The sequence below is a fragment of the Pseudomonas sp. MYb541 genome (genome assembly GCF_037479595.1).
Lineage (GTDB): Bacteria > Pseudomonadota > Gammaproteobacteria > Pseudomonadales > Pseudomonadaceae > Aquipseudomonas > Aquipseudomonas canadensis.
This window is the reverse complement of sequence record NZ_JBBGYS010000011.1, coordinates 104,454-127,757: the sequence shown is the minus strand read 5'-3', so window position 1 is coordinate 127,757 and position 23,304 is coordinate 104,454. Positions and strand designations below refer to the sequence as shown.

22 protein-coding genes are annotated in these 23,304 nt (G+C 60.6%); 10 read left to right on the top strand and 12 right to left on the bottom strand.

Annotation, left to right across the window (positions count from 1 at the left end; translation table 11 throughout):
* Positions 1-9: 9 nt before the first annotated feature.
* Together WH299_RS09445 and mfd are read right to left on the bottom strand one after the other, a co-directional pair.
* Positions 10-576: a CsiV family protein gene (locus WH299_RS09445; protein WP_323623972.1), complete on the bottom strand. Its 567-nt coding sequence runs from the start codon at positions 574-576 to the stop codon at positions 10-12.
* Positions 577-587: 11 nt separating this feature from the next.
* Positions 588-4,037 (bottom strand): transcription-repair coupling factor, encoded by a 3,450-nt coding sequence (gene mfd / locus WH299_RS09440; RefSeq protein WP_177051094.1) that lies wholly within the window; start codon positions 4,035-4,037, stop codon positions 588-590.
* A gap of 340 nt (positions 4,038-4,377) precedes the next feature.
* On the opposite strand from mfd, the gene WH299_RS09435 reads away from it, so the two are divergent.
* Positions 4,378-5,841 (top strand): glyceraldehyde-3-phosphate dehydrogenase, encoded by a 1,464-nt coding sequence (locus tag WH299_RS09435; RefSeq protein ID WP_122724991.1) that lies wholly within the window; start codon positions 4,378-4,380, stop codon positions 5,839-5,841.
* Between the two features lie 98 nt (positions 5,842-5,939).
* On the opposite strand, the gene WH299_RS09430 is transcribed toward WH299_RS09435, so the two are convergent.
* A complete protein-coding gene (locus tag WH299_RS09430; protein WP_339550130.1) occupies positions 5,940-6,473 on the bottom strand; it encodes a chalcone isomerase family protein in 534 nt (177 codons plus the stop codon).
* A gap of 234 nt (positions 6,474-6,707) precedes the next feature.
* Between WH299_RS09430 and sthA the strand changes: the two genes are divergently transcribed.
* Positions 6,708-8,102: a Si-specific NAD(P)(+) transhydrogenase gene (sthA, locus tag WH299_RS09425; protein ID WP_339550129.1), complete on the top strand. Its 1,395-nt coding sequence runs from the start codon at positions 6,708-6,710 to the stop codon at positions 8,100-8,102.
* 42 nt (positions 8,103-8,144) lie between these two features.
* Here the strand turns inward: sthA and WH299_RS09420 are convergent, their stop codons facing one another.
* The gene (locus WH299_RS09420; RefSeq protein WP_016975274.1) at positions 8,145-8,867 is read right to left on the bottom strand and encodes a glycerophosphodiester phosphodiesterase; all 723 of its coding nucleotides are present in this window, start codon (positions 8,865-8,867) and stop codon (positions 8,145-8,147) included.
* A 44-nt stretch (positions 8,868-8,911) separates the two neighbouring features.
* The gene (locus WH299_RS09415; RefSeq protein WP_339550128.1) at positions 8,912-9,490 is read right to left on the bottom strand and encodes a PilZ domain-containing protein; all 579 of its coding nucleotides are present in this window, start codon (positions 9,488-9,490) and stop codon (positions 8,912-8,914) included.
* Positions 9,491-9,584: 94 nt separating this feature from the next.
* On the opposite strand from WH299_RS09415, the gene WH299_RS09410 reads away from it, so the two are divergent.
* The 3 genes from WH299_RS09410 to WH299_RS09400 all read left to right on the top strand — a co-directional run bounded on the left by WH299_RS09410 (position 9,585) and on the right by WH299_RS09400 (position 12,832).
* On the top strand, positions 9,585-10,835 hold the full coding sequence (locus WH299_RS09410) for a lipoprotein-releasing ABC transporter permease subunit (protein ID WP_177095966.1): 1,251 nt from the start codon (positions 9,585-9,587) through the stop codon (positions 10,833-10,835).
* Between the two features lie 7 nt (positions 10,836-10,842).
* Complete coding sequence (gene lolD, locus WH299_RS09405; RefSeq protein WP_020372622.1) at positions 10,843-11,526, top strand: lipoprotein-releasing ABC transporter ATP-binding protein LolD; 684 nt, start codon at positions 10,843-10,845, stop codon at positions 11,524-11,526.
* Positions 11,527-11,587: 61 nt separating this feature from the next.
* The gene (locus WH299_RS09400; protein WP_016975278.1) at positions 11,588-12,832 is read left to right on the top strand and encodes a lipoprotein-releasing ABC transporter permease subunit; all 1,245 of its coding nucleotides are present in this window, start codon (positions 11,588-11,590) and stop codon (positions 12,830-12,832) included.
* 105 nt (positions 12,833-12,937) lie between these two features.
* Here the strand turns inward: WH299_RS09400 and WH299_RS09395 are convergent, their stop codons facing one another.
* Together WH299_RS09395 and WH299_RS09390 are read right to left on the bottom strand one after the other, a co-directional pair.
* Positions 12,938-14,284, bottom strand: a complete 1,347-nt coding sequence (locus WH299_RS09395; protein ID WP_123476302.1) for a heavy metal sensor histidine kinase — start codon at positions 14,282-14,284, stop codon at positions 12,938-12,940.
* Positions 14,281-14,961, bottom strand: a complete 681-nt coding sequence (locus WH299_RS09390; RefSeq protein ID WP_339550124.1) for a heavy metal response regulator transcription factor — start codon at positions 14,959-14,961, stop codon at positions 14,281-14,283. The genes WH299_RS09395 and WH299_RS09390 overlap by 4 nt, the downstream gene beginning before the upstream one ends.
* A 155-nt stretch (positions 14,962-15,116) precedes the next feature.
* Between WH299_RS09390 and copI the strand changes: the two genes are divergently transcribed.
* Both copI and queF read left to right on the top strand, forming a co-directional pair.
* Complete coding sequence (gene copI, locus WH299_RS09385) at positions 15,117-15,629, top strand: copper-resistant cuproprotein CopI (RefSeq protein ID WP_339550123.1); 513 nt, start codon at positions 15,117-15,119, stop codon at positions 15,627-15,629.
* A 69-nt stretch (positions 15,630-15,698) separates the two neighbouring features.
* Positions 15,699-16,529 carry an NADPH-dependent 7-cyano-7-deazaguanine reductase QueF gene (gene queF / locus WH299_RS09380; RefSeq protein ID WP_339550122.1) on the top strand — a complete coding sequence of 277 codons (831 nt, stop codon included), beginning with the start codon at positions 15,699-15,701 and terminating at the stop codon, positions 16,527-16,529.
* A gap of 136 nt (positions 16,530-16,665) precedes the next feature.
* Here queF and WH299_RS09375 read toward each other — a convergent pair whose 3' ends face one another.
* Both WH299_RS09375 and WH299_RS09370 read right to left on the bottom strand, forming a co-directional pair.
* On the bottom strand, positions 16,666-16,932 hold the full coding sequence (locus WH299_RS09375) for a DUF4404 family protein (RefSeq protein ID WP_034102566.1): 267 nt from the start codon (positions 16,930-16,932) through the stop codon (positions 16,666-16,668).
* A 110-nt stretch (positions 16,933-17,042) separates the two neighbouring features.
* On the bottom strand, positions 17,043-17,651 hold the full coding sequence (locus WH299_RS09370) for an HAD family phosphatase (protein WP_339550121.1): 609 nt from the start codon (positions 17,649-17,651) through the stop codon (positions 17,043-17,045).
* A 195-nt stretch (positions 17,652-17,846) separates the two neighbouring features.
* Between WH299_RS09370 and WH299_RS09365 the strand changes: the two genes are divergently transcribed.
* Positions 17,847-18,536, top strand: a complete 690-nt coding sequence (locus WH299_RS09365) for an MlaA family lipoprotein (RefSeq protein ID WP_068936084.1) — start codon at positions 17,847-17,849, stop codon at positions 18,534-18,536.
* Positions 18,537-18,596: 60 nt separating this feature from the next.
* Here WH299_RS09365 and WH299_RS09360 read toward each other — a convergent pair whose 3' ends face one another.
* Positions 18,597-18,893, bottom strand: coding sequence for a PilZ domain-containing protein (locus WH299_RS09360; RefSeq protein ID WP_028619436.1), 297 nt, complete (start codon positions 18,891-18,893; stop codon positions 18,597-18,599).
* Between the two features lie 276 nt (positions 18,894-19,169).
* Between WH299_RS09360 and rssB the strand changes: the two genes are divergently transcribed.
* Together rssB and rssC are read left to right on the top strand one after the other, a co-directional pair.
* Positions 19,170-20,351, top strand: a complete 1,182-nt coding sequence (gene rssB / locus WH299_RS09355; protein WP_016975286.1) for a two-component system response regulator RssB — start codon at positions 19,170-19,172, stop codon at positions 20,349-20,351.
* On the top strand, positions 20,351-20,833 hold the full coding sequence (gene rssC / locus WH299_RS09350) for an anti-sigma factor antagonist RssC (RefSeq protein ID WP_003172602.1): 483 nt from the start codon (positions 20,351-20,353) through the stop codon (positions 20,831-20,833). Before rssB ends, rssC begins: the two co-directional genes overlap by 1 nt.
* Positions 20,834-20,944: 111 nt before the next feature.
* Here the strand turns inward: rssC and tal are convergent, their stop codons facing one another.
* Entirely contained in the window at positions 20,945-21,871 is a 927-nt protein-coding gene (gene tal, locus WH299_RS09345) for a transaldolase (RefSeq protein WP_016975287.1), read from the bottom strand.
* Positions 21,872-22,122: 251 nt separating this feature from the next.
* The gene (gene dusA, locus WH299_RS09340) at positions 22,123-23,118 is read right to left on the bottom strand and encodes a tRNA dihydrouridine(20/20a) synthase DusA (RefSeq protein ID WP_339550119.1); all 996 of its coding nucleotides are present in this window, start codon (positions 23,116-23,118) and stop codon (positions 22,123-22,125) included.
* Between the last annotated feature and the right edge of the window lie 186 nt (positions 23,119-23,304).

Below are 23,304 nucleotides of genomic sequence, written 5' to 3'. Positions count from 1 at the left end.
GGCGCTGGATCAGTCCTGAATGTCGGGCGGTGGCGCGCTGGGTGGCTTGGCGGTCAGCGAGGTGATCTTGATCAGCAGCGCGAGGTGGCCACCGTCCAGGTAGTTGAGCTGGTTGTTCTTGGTACGCACGTCGGTCTGGCTCAGTTGCTCGCTGGCGATCACGCTGCCGTTGGCGTCGAACTGGTTGATCCAGAAGTTCGCATCAATGTCGGTAAAACGGCCCAGTTGCAGGCTCAACACGCCCTCGATCGGAAACTGGCCGAATTGTTCCTGGCCGTCGGTGATTGCGACCTTGACCGGCTGCTCGCCCAGGTTCTGTTCCCACGCCTTATGCAGCAGCACTGTGTAGGTGGGGTCGGCACGCAGCTTGTCGACAATGTTGGACAGGCGCGGCGGGCTCAGTCTGTCGGCCAGGCGCGCTGCCCCGGCATCCCAGTTTTCCGGTGCGGCGCGGCTGTTGATCACCGGTTCGGCGTTCTGGCGCACCAGGATCATTTCCACCTGGTACGGGCTGTCGGCGAACGCCGCAGGTGCCACGACCACCAACAACAGGCTCAACATGCGGAACAGGCGCATTGGGGCGTCCTTCAAGCAGATTTCGGGATGAGGCGCTCGAACAACGCCTCCAAGGTATTAAAGCGTTCTTCGGCACGTTCCATCGGCACCATGAACTTGAACAGCGTAGCCCCTTCGAACTTGTAGCGGTTGGGCTGGCCCTGGATCAGCTTGATCAATACCAGCGGGTCCACCGGCGTTTGCGCTTCGAACTCGATGCGCCCGCCTTGCGGCCCGGCGTCGACCTTCTTGATGCCGAGCTGCTCGGCCTGCAATTTCAGCAGGGTCAGGCGCACCAGGTTCTTGGTGGGTTCCGGCAACAGGCCGAAGCGGTCGATCATCTCCACCTGCAGGTCCTTGAGGCCTTCTTCGTCGGTGGCCGAGGCGATGCGCTTGTACAGGATCAGTCGCGCATGCACGTCGGGCAGGTAATCCTCGGGAATCAACGCGGGCAAGCGCAGATTGATTTCCGGCCCGCCGCCCAGCGGTTGATCGAGGTTCGGCTGCTCGCCTTTGCGGATGGCTTTCACCGCGCGCTCAAGCATCTCCATATACAGCGTGAAACCCACCGCCTGGATCTGCCCGCTCTGGCCGTCGCCCAGCAGTTCGCCGGCGCCACGGATTTCCAGGTCGTTGGTGGCCAATACAAAACCGGCGCCCAGGTCCTGGGTGTTGGCGATGGCTTCCAGGCGCTTTTCCGCGTCGGAGGTGATCTGCTGGCGCGGCGGCGTCAGCAGATACGCGTACGCCTGGTGGTGACTGCGCCCGACGCGACCGCGCAGTTGGTGCAACTGAGCCAGGCCGAACTTGTCGGCGCGCTCGATGATGATGGTGTTGGCGCTCGGCACGTCGATGCCGGTCTCGATAATGGTCGAGGCGATCAGCACGTTGAAGCGCTTGTGGTAGAAGTCGCTCATCACCTGTTCGAGTTCGCGCTCGCGCATCTGCCCATGGCCGATGGCGATACGCGCTTCCGGCACCAGCTCGGCGAGGTCGGCGGCGCATTTCTCAATGGTCTTCACGTCGTTGTGCAGGTAGTACACCTGCCCGCCGCGCAGCAGTTCACGCAACAGCGCTTCCTTGACCGTGCTTTTGTTCTGCTCCATCACGAAGGTGCGTACCGACAGGCGGCGCGCCGGCGGCGTGGCGATGATCGACAGGTCACGCATACCAGACACCGCCATGTTCAGCGTGCGCGGAATCGGTGTGGCGGTGAGGGTGAGGATATCGACTTCACTGCGCAGGGCCTTGAGCTGTTCCTTCTGACGCACACCAAAGCGGTGTTCTTCGTCGATGATCACCAAGCCCAGGTTCTTGATCTTCACATCGTCCGACAGCAGCTTGTGGGTGCCGATCACGATGTCGATCTTGCCTTCGGCCAAATCGGCGATGGCGGCATTCACTTCCTTGGCGGACTTGAAGCGGCTCATCACTTCTACAGTCACCGGCCAATCGGCAAAGCGGTCGCGGAAGCTGTTGTAGTGCTGCTGGGCGAGCAGGGTGGTCGGCACCAGGATGGCTACCTGGCGACCGCCGTGCACGGCGATGAAGGCGGCGCGCATGGCCACTTCGGTCTTGCCGAAGCCCACGTCGCCGCAGACCAGGCGGTCCATCGGCTTGGGCGCGAGCATGTCGGCGCGCACCGCTTCGATGGTGGTTTGCTGGTCCGGGGTTTCTTCGAAGGCGAAGCCGGCGCTGAAGGTGGCGTAGTCGGCTTTCGGGTCGGCGAAGGCGTAACCCTCACGGGCGGCGCGGCGTGCATAGATGTCGAGCAGTTCGGCGGCGACGTCGCGCACCTGCTCGGCGGCTTTACGCTTGGCTTTCTGCCAGGTCTCGGAGCCCAGGCGGTGCAATGGCGCCAGGGCGTCATCGCTGCCGGTGTAGCGCGCAATCAAATGCAGGTTGGCCACCGGCACGTAGAGCTTGGCGCCCTCGGCGTATTCCATGGTGAGGAATTCGGCGGCCTGGTTGTCGATCTCCAGGGTCTGCAGGCCGAGGTAGCGGCCCACGCCGTGGTCGATGTGCACCACCGGCGCGCCTTCGCGCAGTTCGGTGAGGTTTTTGATCACGGCATCGTTGTTGGCGTCGGCGCGTTTTTCGCGACGACGACGCTGCATCACGCGCTGACCGAACAACGGGCTTTCGGCGATCAGCGCCAGGGCCGGATCATCCAGCAACAGGCCTTCGTCGAGCGGTGCGATGGTGATCGCCAGGCGCTCTTTGCTTTTGACAAAGTCTGGCCAGCTGTCGACGGTTTTCGGGCGCAGTTTCAGGCGTTCGAGCAGTTCCAGCAGTACTTCGCGGCGGCCAGCGGATTCGGCGGTAAACAGCACGCGGCCGGGGAAGTCGCCGAGGAAGTTGGACAGCGCTTCCAGCGGTTGCGTGGCTTTGGCCTGGATTGCCAAGTCCGGCAGTGTCCCCGCCGGGAAGCGTTCGCGGCCGACACCGGTTTCCACATCCTGTTGGCTGGCGACCACGCGCGGCCAGCTTTTCAGGCGCGCGAAGCAGTCTTCCACTGGCAGGAACAGTTCGGCGGGCGGCAATAAAGGACGGGACGGGTCGACGCGACGCTCTTCATAGCGGTTGCGCACGTCGTTCCAGAAATTTTCCGCCGCCTGTTCGATGCCTGGCAGTGAGAACACCTGGGTGTCCTGGGGCAGGTAATCGAAGAGGGTGGAGGTTTCGTCGAAGAACAGCGGCAGGTAGTACTCGATGCCGGCCGGTGTAATCCCGCTGCTCAGATCCTGAAAGATCGGGCAGCGGCGGAAGTCCACGTCGAAGCGTTCACGGAAGCGCGCCTTGAAGCGGGTCACCGCGTCTTTTTGCAGCGGGAATTCCCGCGCAGGCAGCAGCTTGACCGAGTCGACTTTGTCGATGGAGCGTTGGTTTTCCGGATCGAAGGTACGCAGGGTCTCGATTTCGTCATCGAACAGGTCGATGCGATACGGCAATTTGCTGCCCATTGGGAACAGGTCGATCAGCGCACCGCGCACCGCGAACTCACCGTGTTCGTACACCGTGTCGACGCAGCGGTAGCCACTGGCTTCCAGGCGCGTGCGCATCTGCTCCACATCGAGCTTCTGGCCGATATCCAGCACCAGGCTGCTGCCCAACAGGAACTTGGTCGGCGCCAGGCGATGCAAGGCCGTGGTGATCGGCACCACCAGCACGCCGTGGGCCAGTTCCGGCAAGCGGTACAGGCTGGCGATGCGCTGGGAGATGATGTCCTGGTGCGGCGAGAACAGGTCGTAGGGCAGGGTTTCCCAGTCTGGGAAATGCAGCACCGGCAAATCGGGGGCGAAGAAGCTCAGCTCCTGCTCCAACCGTTCGGCGCTTTGGCTGTCGGCGGTGAGCAGCAGGGTAAAGCGCTTGGCTGCGCTGGCAGCCTCGGCGATGGCCAGGCTCAGGGCGGCACCGGGCAGGTTGCCCCAGTGCTGTTTGCCTGCCGCAGCAGGGAGTAGCGGTAGACGCAGGACGGGCACGGAAGGTTGAGCTCCAAGCGTTGCGACAAAGTCGGTAATTGTAACGGTGCGGGGCGCCGTCTGTCAGTTGCTGACTGAGCCTATTACGGTTTGTAGGAAATGTAGTGGCTAAGACAAACAATGGCGGGTTTTGACTCATTATGTAGTGCCAAAATGTACGCGTTTTTCGGAGGGTTACGGACAAGTCGTTCCGCGCGCGCCATTGATGGCCTTCTGGAACCCGCGTATTTACTGGGCTGTAGCGGGGTGTCAATTTTCCGCAAGTGGTTTTTGTTGTCCGGGGCGCATTGCTCCGGGGACGGTCGGGCGGCATAATGTAGCCCCTTTTTTCTGCCCCTACATGTGGAAGGTTCCCGTGACTCAGAAGCCCGACCAGTGTCTTGGTGAATGGATCGACCGTGAAGCACTCGCTGAAGCGATGATTCCGCTTATCGGTCAGCTGTACCGCAATAACAATGTGGTGAGCTCGATCTATGGCCGCAGCCTGATCAACCAGTCTGTCATCGCGATTCTCAAAGCCCACCGCTTTGCGCGTCACCGTTCTGCCGACGACAGCGAACTCTCCGTCCACGAAACATTCCCACTGCTCAAAGCCATGAGCGAGCTCAAGCTCGGCGCGGCTTCGGTAGACCTGGGCAAGCTGGCCTACAAATTCCGCAAGGAAGGCGCCGGCCGTACCGCCGAGCAGTTCGTGCGTGAAGAAATGGCCGATGTGGTTGGCCAGCAAAACGCCGCTGCCCGCAAAGGCACCGACGTGGTGCTGTACGGCTTCGGTCGTATCGGCCGCCTGCTGGCACGCATCCTGATCGAAAAAACCGGTGGCGGCGACGGCCTGCGCCTGCGTGCCATCGTCGTGCGCAAAGGCGCCGAGAACGACCTCACCAAGCGCGCCAGCCTGTTGCGCCGCGATTCGGTACACGGTCCGTTCAACGGCACCATCGTCATCGACGAAGAAAACAACACCATCACCGCCAACGGTAACCTGATCCAGGTGATCTACGCGAAGAACCCGTCCGAGGTGGATTACACCCAGTACGGCATCAAGGACGCCCTGCTGGTGGACAACACCGGCGTATGGCGTGACGCCGAGGGCCTGGGCCAGCACCTGGCCTGCCCGGGTGTGGACCGCGTTGTCCTGACCGCGCCTGGCAAAGGCAAGCTGAAGAACATCGTTCACGGCATCAACCACGGCGAAATCACCGCTGACGACAAGATCGTGTCCGCCGCTTCCTGCACCACCAACGCCATCGTGCCGGTGCTGAAGGCTGTGAACGACAAGTTCGGCATCGTCAACGGCCACGTCGAAACCGTTCACTCGTACACCAACGACCAGAACCTGATCGACAACTTCCACAAGGGCGATCGCCGTGGCCGTAGCGCCGCGTTGAACATGGTGATCACCGAGACCGGTGCTGCCACCGCTGCTGCCAAGGCCCTGCCTGAGCTGGCCGGCAAGCTGACCGGTAACGCGATCCGTGTTCCGACGCCAAACGTGTCGATGGCCATTCTCAACCTGAACCTTGAGAAAGCCGCCACCCGTGAAGAGATGAACGAGTACCTGCGCTTCATGGCGCTGCACTCCGATCTGCATAAGCAAATCGACTTCGTCAACTCGCAGGAAGTGGTCTCCACCGACTTCGTTGGCTCGCGCCACGCCGGTGTGGTGGACGCGGAAGCGACCATTACCCAGGACAACCGCGTTGTCCTGTACGTGTGGTACGACAACGAGTTCGGCTACAGCTGCCAGGTGGTTCGCGTGATGGAAGACATGGCCGGGGTCAACCCGCCTGCGTTTCCGCGCTAAGCATCAGCTGTAAATGAAAAAGCCCCGACTGGTTTGGGGCTTTTTCATGCCTGGGAGTTTTTGGTGTTTGGGCTTGCCGGCGATTGCGGTCTAACAGGCTACCTGAGCAATTTGTCACGCAAACTATCCGACAACCCATTAGGCGCCAGCCAAATGCCCAGGTAAGCCCTCGCTAGCGCCTCATCGCGACTGCTGAACACCACCTGCCTATTGATCTCCAAATTCAAACCACGTCCCGGATGAAAATCCAGGGCATACCGATCGCCGCTGCGGATATCGCGAAAACTGGCGTGCAGTTTGTCTATCTCGGGCTTCAACCGGGCGCTGGCCTGCTGGCGCTGCAGCGTGGCAGTGGCGGCTTTGATCACATCATTGCGGTCGATGTCACGGAAGTAGTACAGCGTCAGGCGCAGCGCTTTTTGTTGCGCCCAAGCCTGCTTGGCGCTCAGGTCGGACGGGGCATACAGCGCAGCCGCGTAGACATCCGCCCAGAGGTAGGTGAGCACCGCCTGGTTTTTCAGGGTCAGTTGCTGTGACTGCGCCGGGAAATCGGCTTGTTTCAGACGATCCGCTTCATTGGCGTGCACCGTGATCGACAGCATCAGCAATAAACAGAAAGCGACTTGTCGCATAATGGCCAGTCCTGCAAAGGGGCTTGCTGGCAGTGTAATTGCAATTTCCTGATGGTGTAGTAAAGGCAAGACTGGCCTACGACGCGACCAAGGGTTAATGTTCGCGGCGTTGAGCCTTATATAGACTGTGCCCCGGTTCACACACTTGAGCCAAATTGTCCTTCATGACCGCTGGCCGCGGCATGATTTAGCCCGGCGTCCAACCGTACGCCTGGCCTGTTCTGAGGAGTACGCATGGCTGTCTACAACTACGACGTGGTGGTACTGGGTTCCGGCCCGGCTGGAGAAGGTGCGGCGATGAACGCCGCGAAAGCAGGGCGCAAGGTGGCGATGGTCGATAGCCGTCGCCAGGTCGGCGGTAACTGCACCCACCTGGGCACCATCCCGTCCAAGGCCTTGCGTCACTCGGTGCGCCAGATCATGCAGTTCAACACCAACCCGATGTTCCGGGCCATTGGTGAGCCGCGCTGGTTCTCGTTCCCGGACGTGCTCAAGAGCGCCGAGAAAGTCATCTCCAAGCAAGTCGCCTCGCGTACCGGCTACTACGCCCGTAACCGCGTCGACCTGTTCTTCGGCACCGGCAGCTTCGCCGACGAGCAAACCATCGAAGTGGTCTGCCCCAATGGCGTGGTCGAGAAGCTGGTGGCCAAGCACATCATCATCGCCACCGGTTCGCGCCCGTATCGCCCGGCGGATATCGATTTCCACCACCCGCGTATCTACGATAGCGACACCATCCTGAGCCTGGGCCACACCCCGCGCAAACTGATCATCTACGGCGCTGGCGTGATCGGCTGTGAATACGCCTCGATCTTCAGCGGCCTGGGTGTACTGGTGGAACTGGTGGACAACCGCGACCAGTTGCTGAGCTTCCTCGACTCGGAAATCTCCCAGGCGTTGAGCTACCACTTCAGCAACAACAACATCACCGTGCGCCACAACGAAGAGTACGAACGCGTCGAAGGCCTGGATAACGGTGTGATCCTGCACCTCAAGTCCGGCAAGAAGATCAAGGCCGACGCCTTGCTGTGGTGCAACGGCCGTACCGGCAACACCGACAAGCTGGGCATGGAAAACATCGGGGTCAAGGTCAACAGCCGTGGCCAGATCGAGGTGGACGAGAACTACCGCACCTGCGTGGCGAACATCTACGGTGCCGGTGACGTGATCGGCTGGCCGAGCCTGGCCAGTGCGGCGCATGACCAGGGCCGTTCGGCCGCTGGCAGCATCGTCGACAATGGCAGCTGGCGTTATGTGAACGACGTGCCGACCGGGATCTACACCATTCCCGAGATCAGCTCGATCGGCAAGAACGAGCACGAACTGACCAAGGCCAAGGTGCCTTATGAAGTGGGCAAGGCGTTCTTCAAGAGCATGGCGCGTGCGCAGATCGCCGGTGAGCCGCAAGGCATGCTGAAGATCCTGTTCCACCGTGAAACCCTGGAAGTCCTCGGCGTGCATTGCTTCGGCTACCAGGCGTCGGAGATCGTGCACATCGGCCAGGCGATCATGAGCCAGCCGGGTGAACTGAATACCCTGAAGTATTTCGTCAACACCACGTTCAACTACCCGACCATGGCAGAAGCCTATCGGGTAGCGGCCTACGACGGCCTCAACCGGCTTTTTTGAGCGGCTCCGGCCGGTGGCCTGAGCCGGCCGGGGAGACCGATTTCAGTAATTCCCGAGGGTGGCAGTGGCCAAACCGGGAAAGTCTGTAATCAGGCTATCTACGCCGAAGTCGGCGAGCCTGCGCATCAGCGCGGGTTCGTTGACGGTCCACACGGACACGTGCAAGCCCTGGCGCTGGGCTTTTTCCAGTCGCTCAGGGGTGCACAGCGTCCAGTTCAACGCCAGAATCTCACACCCGTAGTTTTGCGCGACCTTCAGCGGATCGAGCCAGGCGTATTCCGCCACCAGTCCGCGTGACAGGTCGGGAGTGAGTTCAACTGCGGCTTTCAGTACTTCCCGCGAACTTGAGGTCACGGTGACCTTGTCCATCAACCCGAAACGCACGGCCATTTCACGAATCGCCAGCACGGTGGTGGCGGCGCGGGTGCGCGAGGCGCTTTTGACTTCCAGTTGCCAGTGATCGAAGTCGCACTTTTCGAACAGTTCTTCCAGACGCGGAATCGGGCACGGCTTGACCCAGCCCGGACCGCCTTTGCGTGCGTCCATCTTCACCAGGTCGGCCGCTGAATACTCGACGACTTTGCCGCGCCGGTCGGCGGTGCGCTTGAGGGTCGGGTCGTGGATGACCATGAGCTCGCCGTCCATGGACAAGTGCAAATCCAGTTCGCAACGGCGTACACCGTGCTTGAGGCACTCCTGGAAGCTGGTCAGGGTGTTTTCCGGTGCTTCGCCTTTGGCACCGCGGTGGCCGTAGATCAGGGTCACAGTTGCTCCTTCGCGCCAGGATAGCTGGCGTAGTGAATACGAATTCAGATGTCGTCGTTTTGTTCCCGCGCCAGGCGCCGTTCCTGGGCCTGTTTCTGCAGGATGTAGCGCGCCAGTAGTTGGCGTTGGGCGTCGGTCATGGCTTCGAATTCCGTGCCGACATCAAAGCCTGCGCCTTTGGGGTCGCAATGGGTGACGCGCGCGCGCAGCAACAAGCCGAGCGCTTGTGGCATTAGCACCAGCTTGACCGCCAGGTGTGCGCCGGCCGGCAGGGGCGTGGCGTGTTGGAAGTCGATGCCACCTTCGGAAATGATCACCGGCTGCGGTGCGCCGACCTCATCCAGGAGGCCGCGCGCCATGATCTGGCTGAGCAGGTCCAGGCGTTTGTTCTGCACGCGCAGGAAGGCGGCGAGGGTGCGATCCTTCTCGCTGAGCTGGCGCAGCAGGTGCTGGGCTTCGAATTCACTCAGGTGCAATTCACTGAGTAAATTGAACAGCGGAGAATCATCCAGCAACACTTCCTTGCTCGCCGCCTCGGGGGCAGACAGGCTTTTGATTTGAAGTGCGATCATGTCGTCGATACGGTAGTATTCGCGGCGTTCTTCTTCATCTAATGTCGACATGGCGAACCCCAGCTAGCGGTAATGGTCAGAGTGTAAAGCTGCTTACCAGACCCCGCCACCGGGACGTCTTCTTTTCCTCCGAACAAGCCCCGACATGTTCAGACCTCTCTTCGTATTTATTGGCACGCGTTATACCCGTGCAAAGCGTCGCAATCATTTTGTGTCGTTCATTTCCCTGACCTCGATGATCGGGCTCGCCTTGGGCGTGGTCGTGATGATTGTGGTGTTGTCGGTGATGAACGGCTTCGATCATGAGATGCGCACCCGTGTGCTGGGCATGGTGCCCCACGCGACCATCGAGGGCGATGCGCCCATCAGTGACTGGCAAAGCCTGGCCGACAAGGTCAAGCAGAACCCCAAGGTGCTGGCCGTCGCGCCATTCACCCAGATGCAGGGGTTGCTGACCAATGACGGCAAGGTGCAGAAGATCCTGCTCAATGCCATCGACCCGGCCCAGGAACGTAACGTCTCGATCATCGACAAGTTCATGCTGCAAGGCAAACTTGACGACCTGGCGCCCGGCAGTTTCGGCATCATCATCGGCGACAAGGCCGCTGCCAAGCTCGGCGTGGGCCTCGGCGACAAGCTGACCTTCGTCGCGCCGGAAGTCACCGTAACCCCGGCGGGCATGTTCCCGCGCATGAAGCGCTTTACCGTGGTTGGCACTTTCCACGTCGGCGCCGGCGAGATCGACGGCTACCTCGGCCTGACCAACCTCACCGACCTGGCGCGCCTGCATCGCTGGCAGCCGGACCAGGTGCAGGGCCTGCGCCTCAAGTTCGCCGACCTGTTCGATGCGCCACGCGGCGCCTGGGAAATCGCCCAGCACCTGGGTGAAAGCCAGTACTACGCCCGCGACTGGACTCGTACCCACGGCAACCTCTACCAGGCCATCCGCATGGAAAAAGCCATGATCGGCCTGCTGTTGCTGCTGATCGTCGCTGTGGCGGCCTTCAACATTATCTCCACGCTGGTGATGGTGGTGAACGACAAGAAGGGCGATATCGCCATCCTGCGCACCCTCGGCGCCACGCCGGGGCAGATCATGGCGATCTTCATGGTGCAAGGCACCGTGATCGGCGTGGTTGGCACCTTGATCGGTACGGCGGTGGGCATTCTTGCCGCGCTGAACGTCAGTGCCGCCATCGCCGGCCTCGAAACCCTGATCGGCCACAAGTTTCTCAACGCCGACGTCTACTTCATCGACTACTTGCCGTCCCAGGTTCAGGCCCAGGACGTGTTGATGGTAGGCGGCGCTGCGTTGGTCCTGAGTTTCCTTGCCACCCTGTATCCAGCCTGGCGCGCGGCACGTACCCAGCCAGCACAGGCCTTACGTTATGAGTGAATCGGGCATGAGTGAAAAAGCAATCCTGAGCTGCCGCGACCTGGGCAAATCCTACGAGGAAGGCCCGGAGTCGGTGGTGGTGCTGTCCAACCTGCAACTTGAGCTGCACCCGGGCGAGCGCGTGGCGATCGTCGGCAGTTCCGGTTCCGGCAAAAGTACCTTGCTGAACCTGCTGGGCGGCCTTGATACCCCGTCCCAGGGCAGCGTGTGGCTGGCCGGTGAAGAACTGTCGGCCCTCGGTGAAAAGGCTCGCGGCCAGTTGCGCAACCGTTCGCTGGGTTTTGTATACCAGTTCCACCACCTGTTGCCGGAGTTCACCGCCCTGGAAAACGTGTGCATGCCGCTGCTGATCGGCAAGACCGCGATCCCGGAAGCCCGCCAGCGCGCTAAAGCACTGCTGGAGCGCGTCGGCCTCGGCCATCGCCTGGAGCATAAACCGGCTGAATTGTCCGGCGGCGAGCGCCAGCGTGTGGCCATCGCCCGCGCTTTGGTGAACAACCCAGGGCTGGTGATGCTCGATGAGCCGACCGGCAACCTCGACTCCCACACCGCCCAGGGCATCAAGGACTTGATGCTGGAACTGAGCACCCAGATGCGCACTGCGTTCCTCGTCGTGACCCATGACATGAGCATGGCCCGCCAGATGGACCGCGTGCTGCACCTGCAGGAAGGTCATCTGGTCGCCATCTGACCCGTTTCAAGCCCGGTGTTTCAAGCGCCGGGCTTTTTCATTTTTTCAACGGTGCCCGCGAATGTTCAGACCGTTATCGATTTTCATCGGCACGCGCTATACCCGCGCCAAGCGCCGCAACCGTTTTGTCTCGTTTATCTCGATGACCTCGATGATCGGCCTCGCCCTGGGCGTGTTGGCGATGATCGTGGTGTTGTCGGTGATGAACGGCTTCCAGCGCGAAATGAGCTCGCGCATCCTTGGCATGGTGCCTCACGCCACCATCGTCGGCGTGAACCCGATTGACGATTGGCAGCCGGTGGCTGCTGCCGCGATGAAGAATCCGGAAGTGACTGCCGCCGTACCTTTCACGCAGATGGACGGCATGTTCTCCTACAAGGGCGCCATGCAGCCGATTGAGATCAGCGGCATCGACCCGGCGCAGGAAGGCAAGGTGTCGATCGTGGCCCAGCACATCGTGCGCGGCAGTCTGGAAGACCTGAAACCCGGCGAGTTTGGCGTGGTCATCGGCGACATCACCGCCCGGCGCTTTCGCCTGAATGTGGGCGATAAAGTGACCCTGATCGTGCCGGAAATCAGCACTGCACCGGGCGGTATCACCCCGCGCATGCAACGCTTGAACGTGGTGGGCATTTTCAAGGTCGGTGCCGAGCTGGATGGCTCCATGGCGATGATCCACATGGCCGACGCCGCAGAGATCCAGCATTGGCAGCCGAACCAAGTACAAAGCGTGCGCCTGGCGGTGAAAGACTTGTACGCGGCCCCCAAGGTCTCGTCGGACATCGCCGCCAGCCTGGGCACTGCCTACAAGCCTGACGACTGGACCCACACCCAGGGCAGCCTGTTCAGCGCGATGAAGATGGAAAAGACCATGATCGGCCTGTTGTTGCTGATGATCGTCGCCGTGGCCGCGTTCAACATCATCGCCACCTTGATCATGGTGGTGAACGACAAGGGCGCGGATATCGCGATTTTGCGCACCATCGGCGCGACGCCTCGACAGATCATGGCGATCTTCATGGTGCAGGGCACGGTGATCGGTATCGTCGGCACCTTGATCGGCGGCGTATTGGGCGTGATTGCCGCGCTGAACGTGAGTGAGCTGGTGGGCTGGGTCGAGCGGGTCACCGGGCAGCATATCTTCAGTTCGGACGTGTACTTCGTCAGCAACCTGCCTTCGGAGCTGCAGGGTGGGGATGTGCTGCTGATCTGCACGGCCGGGTTTGTGTTGAGCTTTCTGGCGACGCTGTACCCGGCGTATCGGGCGGCGAAAATTGAGCCGGCGCATGCCCTGAGATATTCGTAAGCCTTCTGGCCGCCATCGCAGGCAAGCCAGCTCCCACAGGTTGATCTGTGGATACATTCCAATGTGGGAGCTGGCTTGCCTGCGATGGGGCCGGCCCAGCCTGCATCAATCCCTCTTAGGTAACTCGATCACAAACCGGGTCCACCCCGCCTCAGATTCACCATAAATCCTCCCCCCATGCGCCCGCACAATCGACTGGGTAATCGCCAGTCCCAATCCCGCATGCTCACTGCTGCCTTCATGGCGCGCAGGGTCCGCTCGGTAGAACCGGTCAAACAACCTCGGCAGCAACTCCGCTGCAATACCATCCCCGGTGTTCTCCACTGAAAGCCTCACCCCATCCTCTATCCGCACACGCACTTCGCCACCCGGCGGAGTAAACCGCAACGCGTTATCCAGCAAGTTTGACAAGGCCCGGCGCAGCATCCCGCGATCACCCGCCGTAATGGCCGCGCCCTCTCGAACCAGGCTGACCTGTCCGTCTTCCGCCAGCAGTGCAAAAAACTCCAGTAGCGCGTCCACTTCATCCGCCAGCGCCAAGGTTTCGCGCTTGGGCATCAGCAGGCCGTGATCCGCCTTGGCCAGGTACAACATGTCATTGACCAGTTGTGCCATCCATTGCAGCTCTTCCAGGTTGCTGTGCAATGCCTCGCGGTAATCCTCCAGCGGGCGCGGCTGGGTAAGGATGACCTGGGTCTGGGTCAGCAGGTTTGACAGGGGCGTGCGTAGTTCATGGGCGATGTCGGCGGAAAACGCCGAAAGGCGCTGGAAGGCGTCGTCCAGTCGTCCGAGCATGGCGTTGAAGGCCTGGGCCAGGTCGGCCAGTTCCGTGGGCATTTCCTGCTGAGGCAAACGTTGGGTCAAGGAGTGGGCCGACACACTGGCGGCCACTTCGCCCATGCGTCGCAGTGGCCGCAACCCGCTGCGGGCGGCCCAGGCGCCGAGCAGGGCGGTCGCCAGGGCTGACAGGCCCACGGTGAGCCAGATCAGGTGCTGCATGCGCTGCAAAAAGTGCTGATGGTGAGTAATGTCGAGCATCAGGCTCAGTTGCGGCGAGTCGGGTTGGCCTGCCCTCAACGGCGCGTTGTAGACCCGGTAGTCGGTGTCGGCGTTTTGCAGGCTGTGCAGGCCGGGCGCGTCGGGCAAGGTCACGCTTGGCGCATCGTCCAGCCAGCGTTGGCCGGCGGCGGTGATGCGCAGGGTAAGGTCGGGCTGGCGACTGAGTTCGGTGCGCAATTGCGCTTCACGCCGGGCGAAGGCCTCCGGCGAGTCGACGCCCTGTAAGGTGCTGCGCAGCGCCACCAGCTTGCTGTCGAGTTGTTGCTGGTCCAGCTCAATGAAGTGCGCCTCGCTCGCGCGATTGAACAGCACACCGGCGATCAGCGACACCACCGCGGTGCAGGCGGCAAACAGCAGCGCCAGGCGGCTGGCCAGGGACAGGCGTTTGATCAATTGACGCGCTCCTCCAGCACATAACCCATGCCGCGTACGGTGTGGATCAGCTTATTGGGGAAGTTGTCGTCGACTTTCAGACGCAGGCGGCGGATCGCCACTTCGATGATGTTGGTGTCGCTGTCAAAGTTCATGTCCCACACCTGGGAGGCGATCAGTGATTTGGGCAGCACTTCGCCTTGGCGGCGCAGCAGCAGTTCCAGCAGGGAGAACTCCTTGGCGGTCAGGTCGATGCGCTGGCCGTCCCGTTCGACGCGGCGGCGGATCAGGTCCAGGCGCAGATCGGCCAGTTGCAACGCGGTTTCCTGCGGTGTGCTGCTGCCACGGCGCAGTAGGGTGCGCACGCGGGCTAATAATTCGGAAAACGCGAAGGGCTTGACCAGATAATCGTCGGCGCCCAGCTCCAGGCCATGCACGCGGTCTTCCACGGCGTCGCGGGCGGTGAGGAACAGCACCGGAATGTCCATGCCGGCATTGCGCACCGCCTGGAGGATCTGCCAACCGTCGCGGCCCGGCAGCATCACGTCGAGGATCAACAGGTCGTAGTCGCCGGTCAACGCGAGGTGCTGGCCGCTGGTGCCGTCGGCCACCAGTTCGGTGGTAAAGCCCGCCTCGGCCAGGCCCTGGCGCAGGTAGTGGCCGGTTTTGGGTTGGTCTTCGACGATCAGCAGTTTCATGGGCGGCTCTTGGCAACGGTGGACGACGGCTTTATACCTTGAGTGCCAGGGCAGGGGAGCAACCTGACAAAGTTGTAATCTAGCAGTCAGCTAGCTGGCAGCGGCGCAATCTTAGAGTGCTGCCCAAGCTGTTCCTATATTTCTGGAGAAGACCGATGGCGTTGCGTACACCCCTGTTGTTGGCGGGTTGCCTGTTGGCGTTGAGTTTTGATGCGATGGCCGATGCTGCCCACACCTATGCCTTCGGCGAGGCGGCGCCGGCGAGCAAAGCCTCGCGTACCGTGGAAGTGACGTTGCAGGATATTTCCTTTTCGCCCAAGTCCCTGGACGTAAAGGCCGGTGAGACGGTGCGCTTTGTGCTGGTGAACAAGGGCCAATTGCTCCATGAGTTCAACTTGGGCGACGCGGCGATGCATGCCGAACACCAGAAGGAAATGCTGCAGATGCAGGCCAGCGGCATGCTCACTGCCACCGGTATGGGCAAGATGGACCACGCTGCCATGGGGCACGGTGCGATGAAACACGATGATCCCAATAGCGTATTGGTTGAGCCGGGCAAAACCGCCGAGCTGACCTGGACGTTCACTAAGGCCACGGGCCTGGAGTTTGCCTGCAACCTTCCGGGGCATTACCAGGCGGGCATGGTCGGCAAGCTCAACGTCGATTGATCCGCTGGCGTTTAGGCACGGGGGCAAAGGCTGGTAGACTGGCGCGGTTTATTTAGCCAGGTTTCCGCCATGCATCCCGCAGCCGAACATTCGCCGCTGGGCAAGTCCAGTGAATACATTTCCACCTATACACCGTCGTTGCTGTTCCCGATCCCACGTGCCGCCAAATGGGCCGAGCTGGGCCTGAGCGCCGAGACCCTGCCTTACAATGGCGTGGATTTCTGGAACTGCTTCGAATTGTCCTGGCTGCTGCCGTCCGGCAAGCCGGTGGTGGCCATCGGTGAGTTCAGCATCCCGGCCGACTCGCCGAACATCATCGAGTCCAAGTCGTTCAAGCTGTACCTCAATTCGCTGAACCAGACCGCTTTTGCCGATGCGGCCAGCCTGGAAGCCACTTTGCGCGCCGACCTCAGCGCTGCCGCCGGTGCGCCTGTGAGCGTGCGTATCCGCAGCCTGGCCGAGATCGAGGCCGAAGGCGTGATGGCGCTGCCGGGCGTTTGCATCGATGATTTGGATATCAGCGTCAGCAACTACGAGCACCCGCGCCCGGAGCTGCTGCGTTGCGATAACTCGCGCGTTGTCGAGGAGAGCGTGCACAGCCACCTGCTCAAATCCAACTGCCCGGTGACCAGCCAGCCGGACTGGGGCAGTGTGGTGGTGCAATACCGTGGTCACGCGTTGGATCACGCCAGTCTGCTGGAGTACATCGTGAGCTTTCGCCAGCACTCGGACTTCCATGAACAGTGCGTGGAACGCATCTTCCTGGACTTGCAGCGCTTGCTGAAGCCGGAGACGTTGACGGTGTATGCGCGGTATGTGCGGCGGGGTGGGTTGGATATCAACCCGTATCGCAGCACTGAGGATATGGCGTTCCAGAATGTGCGGCTGGCTCGCCAGTAGCTATCACGCAAATCAAATGTGGGAGCTGGCTTGCCTGCGATGGCGGTGTATCAGTCACCTGATGGATGACTTAATGATCGCTATCGCAGGCAAGCCAGCTCCCACATTTTGCTTCTGTGCTGGCCGGGGGACTGGATTAGATCCCCATGCTGCCCAGCGTGTTCATGATATTGCGCAATGTCCCGGAAATAACCGGGTGCTCAGCATCGAACTCGATGGCCGCTTGATTGACATCGTCGGAAATACTGGGTGTTTGAGTGGCCGGCTCAAGTTCGAGTTGCAATTCAAACTTGGCAATCAAGGCCTCCAGCGCTTCACGTTTTTCTTCCGACAGCGGCGGTTCCTGTTCCAACTGCCCGCGCAGGATTTCGACCTGTTCTTCCAGTTTTTTGCGATCAGGCATGACGTGTTTCCTTTTATCGATAGGCACTGGCATAGACCGCGGCACGCCGAGAAAGGTCTACGGGCTGACCTGTAGATTAATCCACTGGCGTCGACTGTGCATGATCCGTGTCAGGGCTTCTCGCCTTTGAGCTGGCGCAGGCTGATGTCGGCCAGGCAGGTGCCGAGTTCGCCCAGGTGATCGATCACCGAGTGCACGCCCAGCCCGTACAGCGCGAGGGTGGCCTTGCCGCGCTTGAGCTCGCGCTCCTGTTCGCTCAGCGCCTGCCATTGTTCGGGCGCCATGCCGCACAGCGAGCCGCAGGAGGCCAGCCCGATGGTCCACAAACCGGCATTGAGCCCGGATTGCAGCAGGCGCGGTTCCAAACTGACCAAGACGCAGCCTTCCAGGCGTTCGATGTTGAGTTCCATCAAGGCTTGCCAGCAGGCGTGGGGCGCGGGCCAGCGAATGGAGGAGGGTGATGTCGCCTTGACCCACGCAGGCAGGGTGGCGGCCAGCGGGGTGGTGACGGCGGGGGGGAGTTCATCCAGCCAGGCGCAAGGGACGCCTTGGTCTTGGAGGCTGCGCAGGATTTTCAGCGCGCCTGGTGTGGCTTGGGAGTCCGGTGAGGGTGAGTCGGTGCGGGCACGGGAACCGAAGTCCACCAGGCAGCCACTCAGGCCAAACAGAACGGCAGTCAACGCAGGAGCGCTGGCGATGGCTATCTCGGCGTGAGGCATGTCGACATCCCTGAAATAGCGCCAACGCTATCGGGTCAGGATGACAAGTCGATGACAGGATTGTTAATTGTAGGAATTTTGTCCATTTTTGGTCTGACGTTTCCTAGTTGCTGCCTAATTGGCGACTTCCGTCATATACTGACGGCCTTATTCAGGGCATAGCGCCCATGACAGACCATTCAAGGAGCAAAAGCTATGCGCTGGAGCCACTACTTCGCTCAGCTGTCGGTGTGTGCCACTGTCCTGCTGGCGCCTTTCGCTGCACAGGCTGCATCGGAAGACGATCCATGGGAAAGCGTCAACCGCCCGATCTTCACCTTCAACGACACCGTTGATACCTATGCCCTCAAGCCACTGGCCCAGGGTTATCAGTTCGTGACCCCGCAATTCGTTCAGGATGGCGTTCACAACTTCTTCCGCAACATCGGTGATGTGGGCAACCTGGCCAACAATGTGCTGCAGCTCAAGCCCGAAAAGGCCGGTGTAGACACGGCCCGTTTGCTGGTCAACACCACGTTCGGCGTGCTGGGCTTTATCGATGTCGGCACCAAAATGGGGCTGCAGCGCAGCGATGAAGACTTCGGCCAGACCCTCGGCTACTGGGGCGTAGGCAGCGGTCCATACGTAATGCTGCCTTTACTGGGCCCGAGCACCTTGCGTGATGCGCCGTCCAAGTACGTGGACAGCTACACCCAACCGTACCGCTACATGAACGACATCGGCTGGCGCAACAGCACCTTCGGCCTGAATATCGTTGACACCCGTGCCAGCCTGCTCGACAGCGAGAAGCTGATCACCGGCGACAAGTACACCTTCATTCGTAACGCTTACCTGCAGAACCGCGAGTTCAAGGTCAAGGACGGCAAGGTCGTCGACGACTTTTAAGCTGTGACGTTTTGAAATGAAAAAGGCGACCCTTACGGTCGCCTTTTTTGTGCGCGGTTTTCAGCGCATTTTCAGGATCTTGAGGCCCAGGTGCTGGTCGTCACCGCTGGTTTTGGTCCATACCACCTCGGTGTCCGCCTCCAGGCCCTTGAGCGCCGCGTGCTCTGAATCGATGCGCACCGTCAACCGGTCGCCTACGTTGAACTGGCGCGGCGCCTGCACTTGCATGCCGGAGCTGGAAAGGTCCACGCAAACCCCGGCAATCTCTTGCCCGGCATGGATCAGAGACACATCGGCATCCACACGCATGCGGATGAAATCGCGTTTTTCGGCGTAGTCGCGCTCGTGTTCGCTCATGGGCTCCATCCTTACTTTGTGTTGTGGTCGTGCCTGTTCTTATAACTCCCGGTGATTTGCGGTGTAAAGACGCCCGGCGACCATCGGCATGAGCTTGAAACCCCTGACGGATGGGAGTACCGTCTGCGCCTTAGAAGGGCACCTCTGCTTTACCTTTGTGCATGGGAAAAATCCCTATGCTTTGTAGGACAGAGAGGCTAGAAAGCGAATCCAGTACGTGAGCCCGGCCATTGTCGCGCCACCTACGCCAACCTAATTCTGGCGCCGTTTGCCCACATGCAAAAAACCAGTGCCACGCTGCTGATAATCGATGACGACGAAGTAGTGCGCGCGAGCCTCGCGGCCTATTTGGAAGACAGTGGCTTCAGCGTCCTGCAGGCCAGTAATGGCCAACAGGGTCTCCAGGTATTCGAGCGCGACCAGCCCGACCTTGTGATCTGCGACCTGCGCATGCCCCAGATGGGCGGCCTGGAGCTGATTCGCCAGGTGACTGAGCTCGCCCCGCAGACGCCGGTGATTGTCGTGTCGGGCGCCGGGGTGATGAACGATGCCGTCGAAGCTCTGCGCCTGGGCGCCGCCGACTATCTGATCAAACCCCTGGAAGATCTGGCGGTGCTGGAGCACTCGGTGCGCCGCGCCCTGGATCGTGCACGCCTGCTGGTGGAAAACCAGCGCTACCGTGAAAAGCTCGAAACCGCCAACCGCGAACTCGAAGCCAGCCTCAACCTGCTCCAGGAAGACCAGAACGCCGGTCGCCAGGTGCAGATGAACATGCTGCCGGTCAGCCCCTGGACCATCGACGACTTCCAGTTTGCCCACCAGATCATCCCGTCGCTGTACCTGTCGGGCGATTTTGTCGACTATTTCCGCGTGGATGAGCGACGTGTGGCGTTCTACCTGGCCGACGTCTCCGGCCACGGTGCTTCCTCTGCTTTTGTTACCGTGTTGTTGAAGTTCATGACCACACGGCTGCTGTTCGAATCCAAGCGTAATGGCACCTTGCCGGAGTTTACCCCCTCCGAGGTGCTGGGCCACATCAACCGGGGCCTGATCAGCTGCAAGCTGGGCAAGCACGTGACGATGGTCGGCGGCGTGATTGATGAAGAAACCGGTCTTTTGACCTACAGCATCGGCGGTCACCTGCCGATGCCGGTTTTATACACTCCAGACAGTGTGCGTTACCTGGAAGGCCGTGGTCTGCCGGTAGGCTTGTTCAATGAAGCCACCTACGAAGACCATATCCTGGAACTGCCGCCGACGTTCAGCCTAACGCTGATGTCAGACGGCATCCTGGACCTGCTTCCAGAGCCTACACTCAAAGAGAAAGAAGCCGCCTTGCCCCAAAAGGTCAAGTCGGCGGGCGGCAGCCTGGATGGCCTGCGGCAGGTTTTTGGATTGGCCACGCTAGGGGAGATGCCGGATGATATCGCCCTATTGGTGTTGAGCAGGAATCTTTGATGAGTACCGGAAGAATCCAATTCGCCGAGCAAGACGGGACCTTCGTCCTGAAATTTGTCGGTGAAGTGCGCCTGACCTTGTGTTCGGCGCTGGATGCGACGATTGAGCGGATCTTCACAGCGCTGAACTTCTCGGCGATCGTGATCGATCTGACCGAAACCCGCAGCATCGATAGCACCACCCTGGGCCTGTTGGCCAAGTTGTCCATTCTGTCTCGGCAGAAGGTTGGCCTGTTGCCGACTGTGGTCACCACCCACGAAGACATCACCCGTCTGTTGCAGTCCATGGGCTTCGACCAGGTGTTCAACATCGTTGACCGCCCGATTCCGTGCCCGGAATGCCTAACCGACCTGCCTTCGCAAGACCAGTCCGAAGAAGTCGTTCGCGTCAAGGTGCTGGAAGCGCACAAGATCCTGATGGGCCTCAACGAGTCCAACCGCGAAGCCTTCCACGACCTCGTCAACGCCCTCGAACGCCACTGACGAACCACGCCCCCTGTGTAGGAGCTGGCTTGCCAGCGATGGCGACAGTCCAGGCAGCATAAAAAAGGGCGGAACCCTCACAGGTTCCGCCCTTTTTGCAGTCGCTGCCTTTTACAGCTTGGCAGTCAGCAACGCCTCCAACTTCTCTTGGTCGCGAGCAAACTGACGAATCCCTTCCGCCAGCTTCTCAGTCGCCATCGCGTCCTCGTTGGACTCCCAGCGGAACTGCGCTTCAGTCAGGTGCACACGGGCTTCACCGGCATGGCCTGGCGACAGCTTGCGCTCCAGCTTGCCTTCATCCGCTGCCAGCTTCTCCAGCAGGTCCGGGCTGATGGTCAGGCGATCACAGCCCGCCAGCTCTTCGATCTGGCTCAGGTTACGGAAGCTCGCCCCCATCACCACGGTCTTGTAGCCATTGGCCTTGTAGTAGTTGTAGATGCGCGTCACCGACTGCACGCCCGGGTCTTCAGCACCGGTGTAGTCGTTGCCGTTGGCCTTTTTGTACCAATCGTAGATACGGCCCACGAACGGCGAGATCAGGAACACGCCGGCTTCTGCACAAGCCACAGCCTGGGCGAAGGAGAACAGCAAGGTCAGGTTGGTCTGGATACCTTCTTTTTCCAGCTTCTCGGCAGCGCGGATACCTTCCCAGGTGGAAGCGATCTTGATCAGCACGCGATCACGGCCAACGCCGGCTTTGTCGTACAGCTCGATCAGGCGGTGTGCGCGCTTGAGAATAGCGGCTTCGTCGAACGAAAGGCGGGCATCTACCTCGGTGGAGATACGGCCTGGCACCACTTTGAGAATCTCTTGACCCACCGCCACCGCAAAACGGTCGCTGGCCAGGCCCACGTCACCGTTGCAGTCTTGCACGGCCTCATCCAGCAGCTTGGCATAGCCCGGAATTGACGCAGCCTTGAGCAGCAGGGAAGGGTTGGTGGTGGCGTCTTGCGGCTTGAGCTTGGCGAGGGTGGAAAAATCGCCGGTATCGGCAACAACAGTGGTGAATTGCTTGAGTTGTTCCAGCTTGGAAGTCATGGGCGTGCTCTGTCCTGTGGGTCTGATGACATTACCCGAGCGCTGGCAGGCGCTCAAGGGCGCAAATGCGTTCGATCGTTTGCGAGGGCAACAACCTGAAAACAGCCGTTTGAAAGACCGGCCGTACTGCTCAATAGGAGGGCAAAACGGCTGGCAGGTTCAACCCAACTGCTACTGGCGACTCGATCTACTGTAGGAGCTGGCTTGCCAGCGATGACGGCAGCCCGACCGCCCCCTATATCAACTGACCCTCATCGCCCCTCCAGCAAAGCCCCCGCCTGATCCAGCAATGCCAAAGGATCACTCGCCTTATGAATATCCACCGACAACAACTGCCTGAACTTGCGCGCCCCCGGAAAACCGGTACCCAGCCCCAGAATATGCCGAGTGATATGGTGCATCGAACCGCCGGTCGCCAAATGCTGTGCAATATAAGGCCGCAACTGCACCAACGCCTCCGCCCGACTGATCACCGGCGCCTCACTGCCAAACAACTGCTGATCCACCTCCGCCAGCAAATACGGATTGTGATAAGCCTCCCGGCCCAACATCACCCCATCAAACGTCTGCAAATGCTCATGGCACTGCTCCAGCGTCTTGATCCCGCCGTTGAGAATAAACTCCAGCTCAGGGAAATCCCGCTTCAACTGCGCTGCCACGTCATAACGCAACGGCGGAATGTCGCGGTTCTCCTTCGGCGACAACCCCTCCAGAATCGCAATCCGCGCGTGCACGGTAAAACTGGTGCACCCTGCGTCCTTCACGGTTCCGACGAAATCACACAACTCGGCGTAGCTGTCCCGGCCATTGATGCCGATACGGTGCTTTACCGTCACCGGGATCGATACCGCGTCACGCATGGCCTTCACACAATCGGCAACCAGGGCTGGGTGCGCCATCAGGATTGCGCCGATCATGTTGTTTTGTACGCGGTCGCTTGGGCAGCCGACGTTCAGGTTTACTTCGTCGTAACCGGCGGTTTCGGCCATGCGGGCACAAGCCGCCAAATCAGCCGGAACACTACCGCCCAGTTGCAGCGCAAGTGGATGCTCGGCTTCGTTGTGGCGCAGGAAACGGTCGTGGTCGCCGTGCAGGATTGCGCCGGTGGTGACCATCTCGGTGTAGAGCAGGGCGTGCTTGGAGAGCAGGCGCAGGAAGAACCGGCAGTGGCGGTCGGTCCAGTCCATCATCGGGGCGACGGAGAAGCGGCGGGAGAGTGCCTGCGGCGGTGCTGAGTTTAGCTGCATTGGAATTTAAATTACATAAATCGAAGGGCAGCAGAATAGCAGGGATGGAAGAGGAGAGCATGGCTAGCCGTGTTCTATTGGTGCCGTACGAAGCAAATTAATCTTTCTTGTTGCTGAGATTTGGCGTGATGCGTAAAAAAAGCTATGCGCTATTGAAAGGCCATCATCATATGATTAACCTAGCAG

Bases quoted from the DNA above. Each gene is read 5' to 3' on its own strand.
- WH299_RS09445 (WP_323623972.1), bottom strand. From the start codon at position 576: ATGCGCCTGTTCCGCATGTTGAGCCTGTTGTTGGTGGTCGTGGCACCT.
- WH299_RS09435 (WP_122724991.1), top strand. From the start codon at position 4,378: ATGTGGAAGGTTCCCGTGACTCAGAAGCCCGACCAGTGTCTTGGTGAA.
- WH299_RS09430 (WP_339550130.1), bottom strand. From the start codon at position 6,473: ATGCGACAAGTCGCTTTCTGTTTATTGCTGATGCTGTCGATCACGGTG.
- sthA (WP_339550129.1), top strand. From the start codon at position 6,708: ATGGCTGTCTACAACTACGACGTGGTGGTACTGGGTTCCGGCCCGGCT.
- WH299_RS09415 (WP_339550128.1), bottom strand. From the start codon at position 9,490: ATGTCGACATTAGATGAAGAAGAACGCCGCGAATACTACCGTATCGAC.
- WH299_RS09410 (WP_177095966.1), top strand. From the start codon at position 9,585: ATGTTCAGACCTCTCTTCGTATTTATTGGCACGCGTTATACCCGTGCA.
- lolD (WP_020372622.1), top strand. From the start codon at position 10,843: ATGAGTGAAAAAGCAATCCTGAGCTGCCGCGACCTGGGCAAATCCTAC.
- WH299_RS09400 (WP_016975278.1), top strand. From the start codon at position 11,588: ATGTTCAGACCGTTATCGATTTTCATCGGCACGCGCTATACCCGCGCC.
- WH299_RS09390 (WP_339550124.1), bottom strand. From the start codon at position 14,961: ATGAAACTGCTGATCGTCGAAGACCAACCCAAAACCGGCCACTACCTG.
- copI (WP_339550123.1), top strand. From the start codon at position 15,117: ATGGCGTTGCGTACACCCCTGTTGTTGGCGGGTTGCCTGTTGGCGTTG.
- queF (WP_339550122.1), top strand. From the start codon at position 15,699: ATGCATCCCGCAGCCGAACATTCGCCGCTGGGCAAGTCCAGTGAATAC.
- WH299_RS09375 (WP_034102566.1), bottom strand. From the start codon at position 16,932: ATGCCTGATCGCAAAAAACTGGAAGAACAGGTCGAAATCCTGCGCGGG.
- WH299_RS09370 (WP_339550121.1), bottom strand. From the start codon at position 17,651: ATGCCTCACGCCGAGATAGCCATCGCCAGCGCTCCTGCGTTGACTGCC.
- WH299_RS09365 (WP_068936084.1), top strand. From the start codon at position 17,847: ATGCGCTGGAGCCACTACTTCGCTCAGCTGTCGGTGTGTGCCACTGTC.
- WH299_RS09360 (WP_028619436.1), bottom strand. From the start codon at position 18,893: ATGAGCGAACACGAGCGCGACTACGCCGAAAAACGCGATTTCATCCGC.
- rssB (WP_016975286.1), top strand. From the start codon at position 19,170: ATGCAAAAAACCAGTGCCACGCTGCTGATAATCGATGACGACGAAGTA.
- rssC (WP_003172602.1), top strand. From the start codon at position 20,351: ATGAGTACCGGAAGAATCCAATTCGCCGAGCAAGACGGGACCTTCGTC.
- tal (WP_016975287.1), bottom strand. From the start codon at position 21,871: ATGACTTCCAAGCTGGAACAACTCAAGCAATTCACCACTGTTGTTGCC.
- dusA (WP_339550119.1), bottom strand. From the start codon at position 23,118: ATGCAGCTAAACTCAGCACCGCCGCAGGCACTCTCCCGCCGCTTCTCC.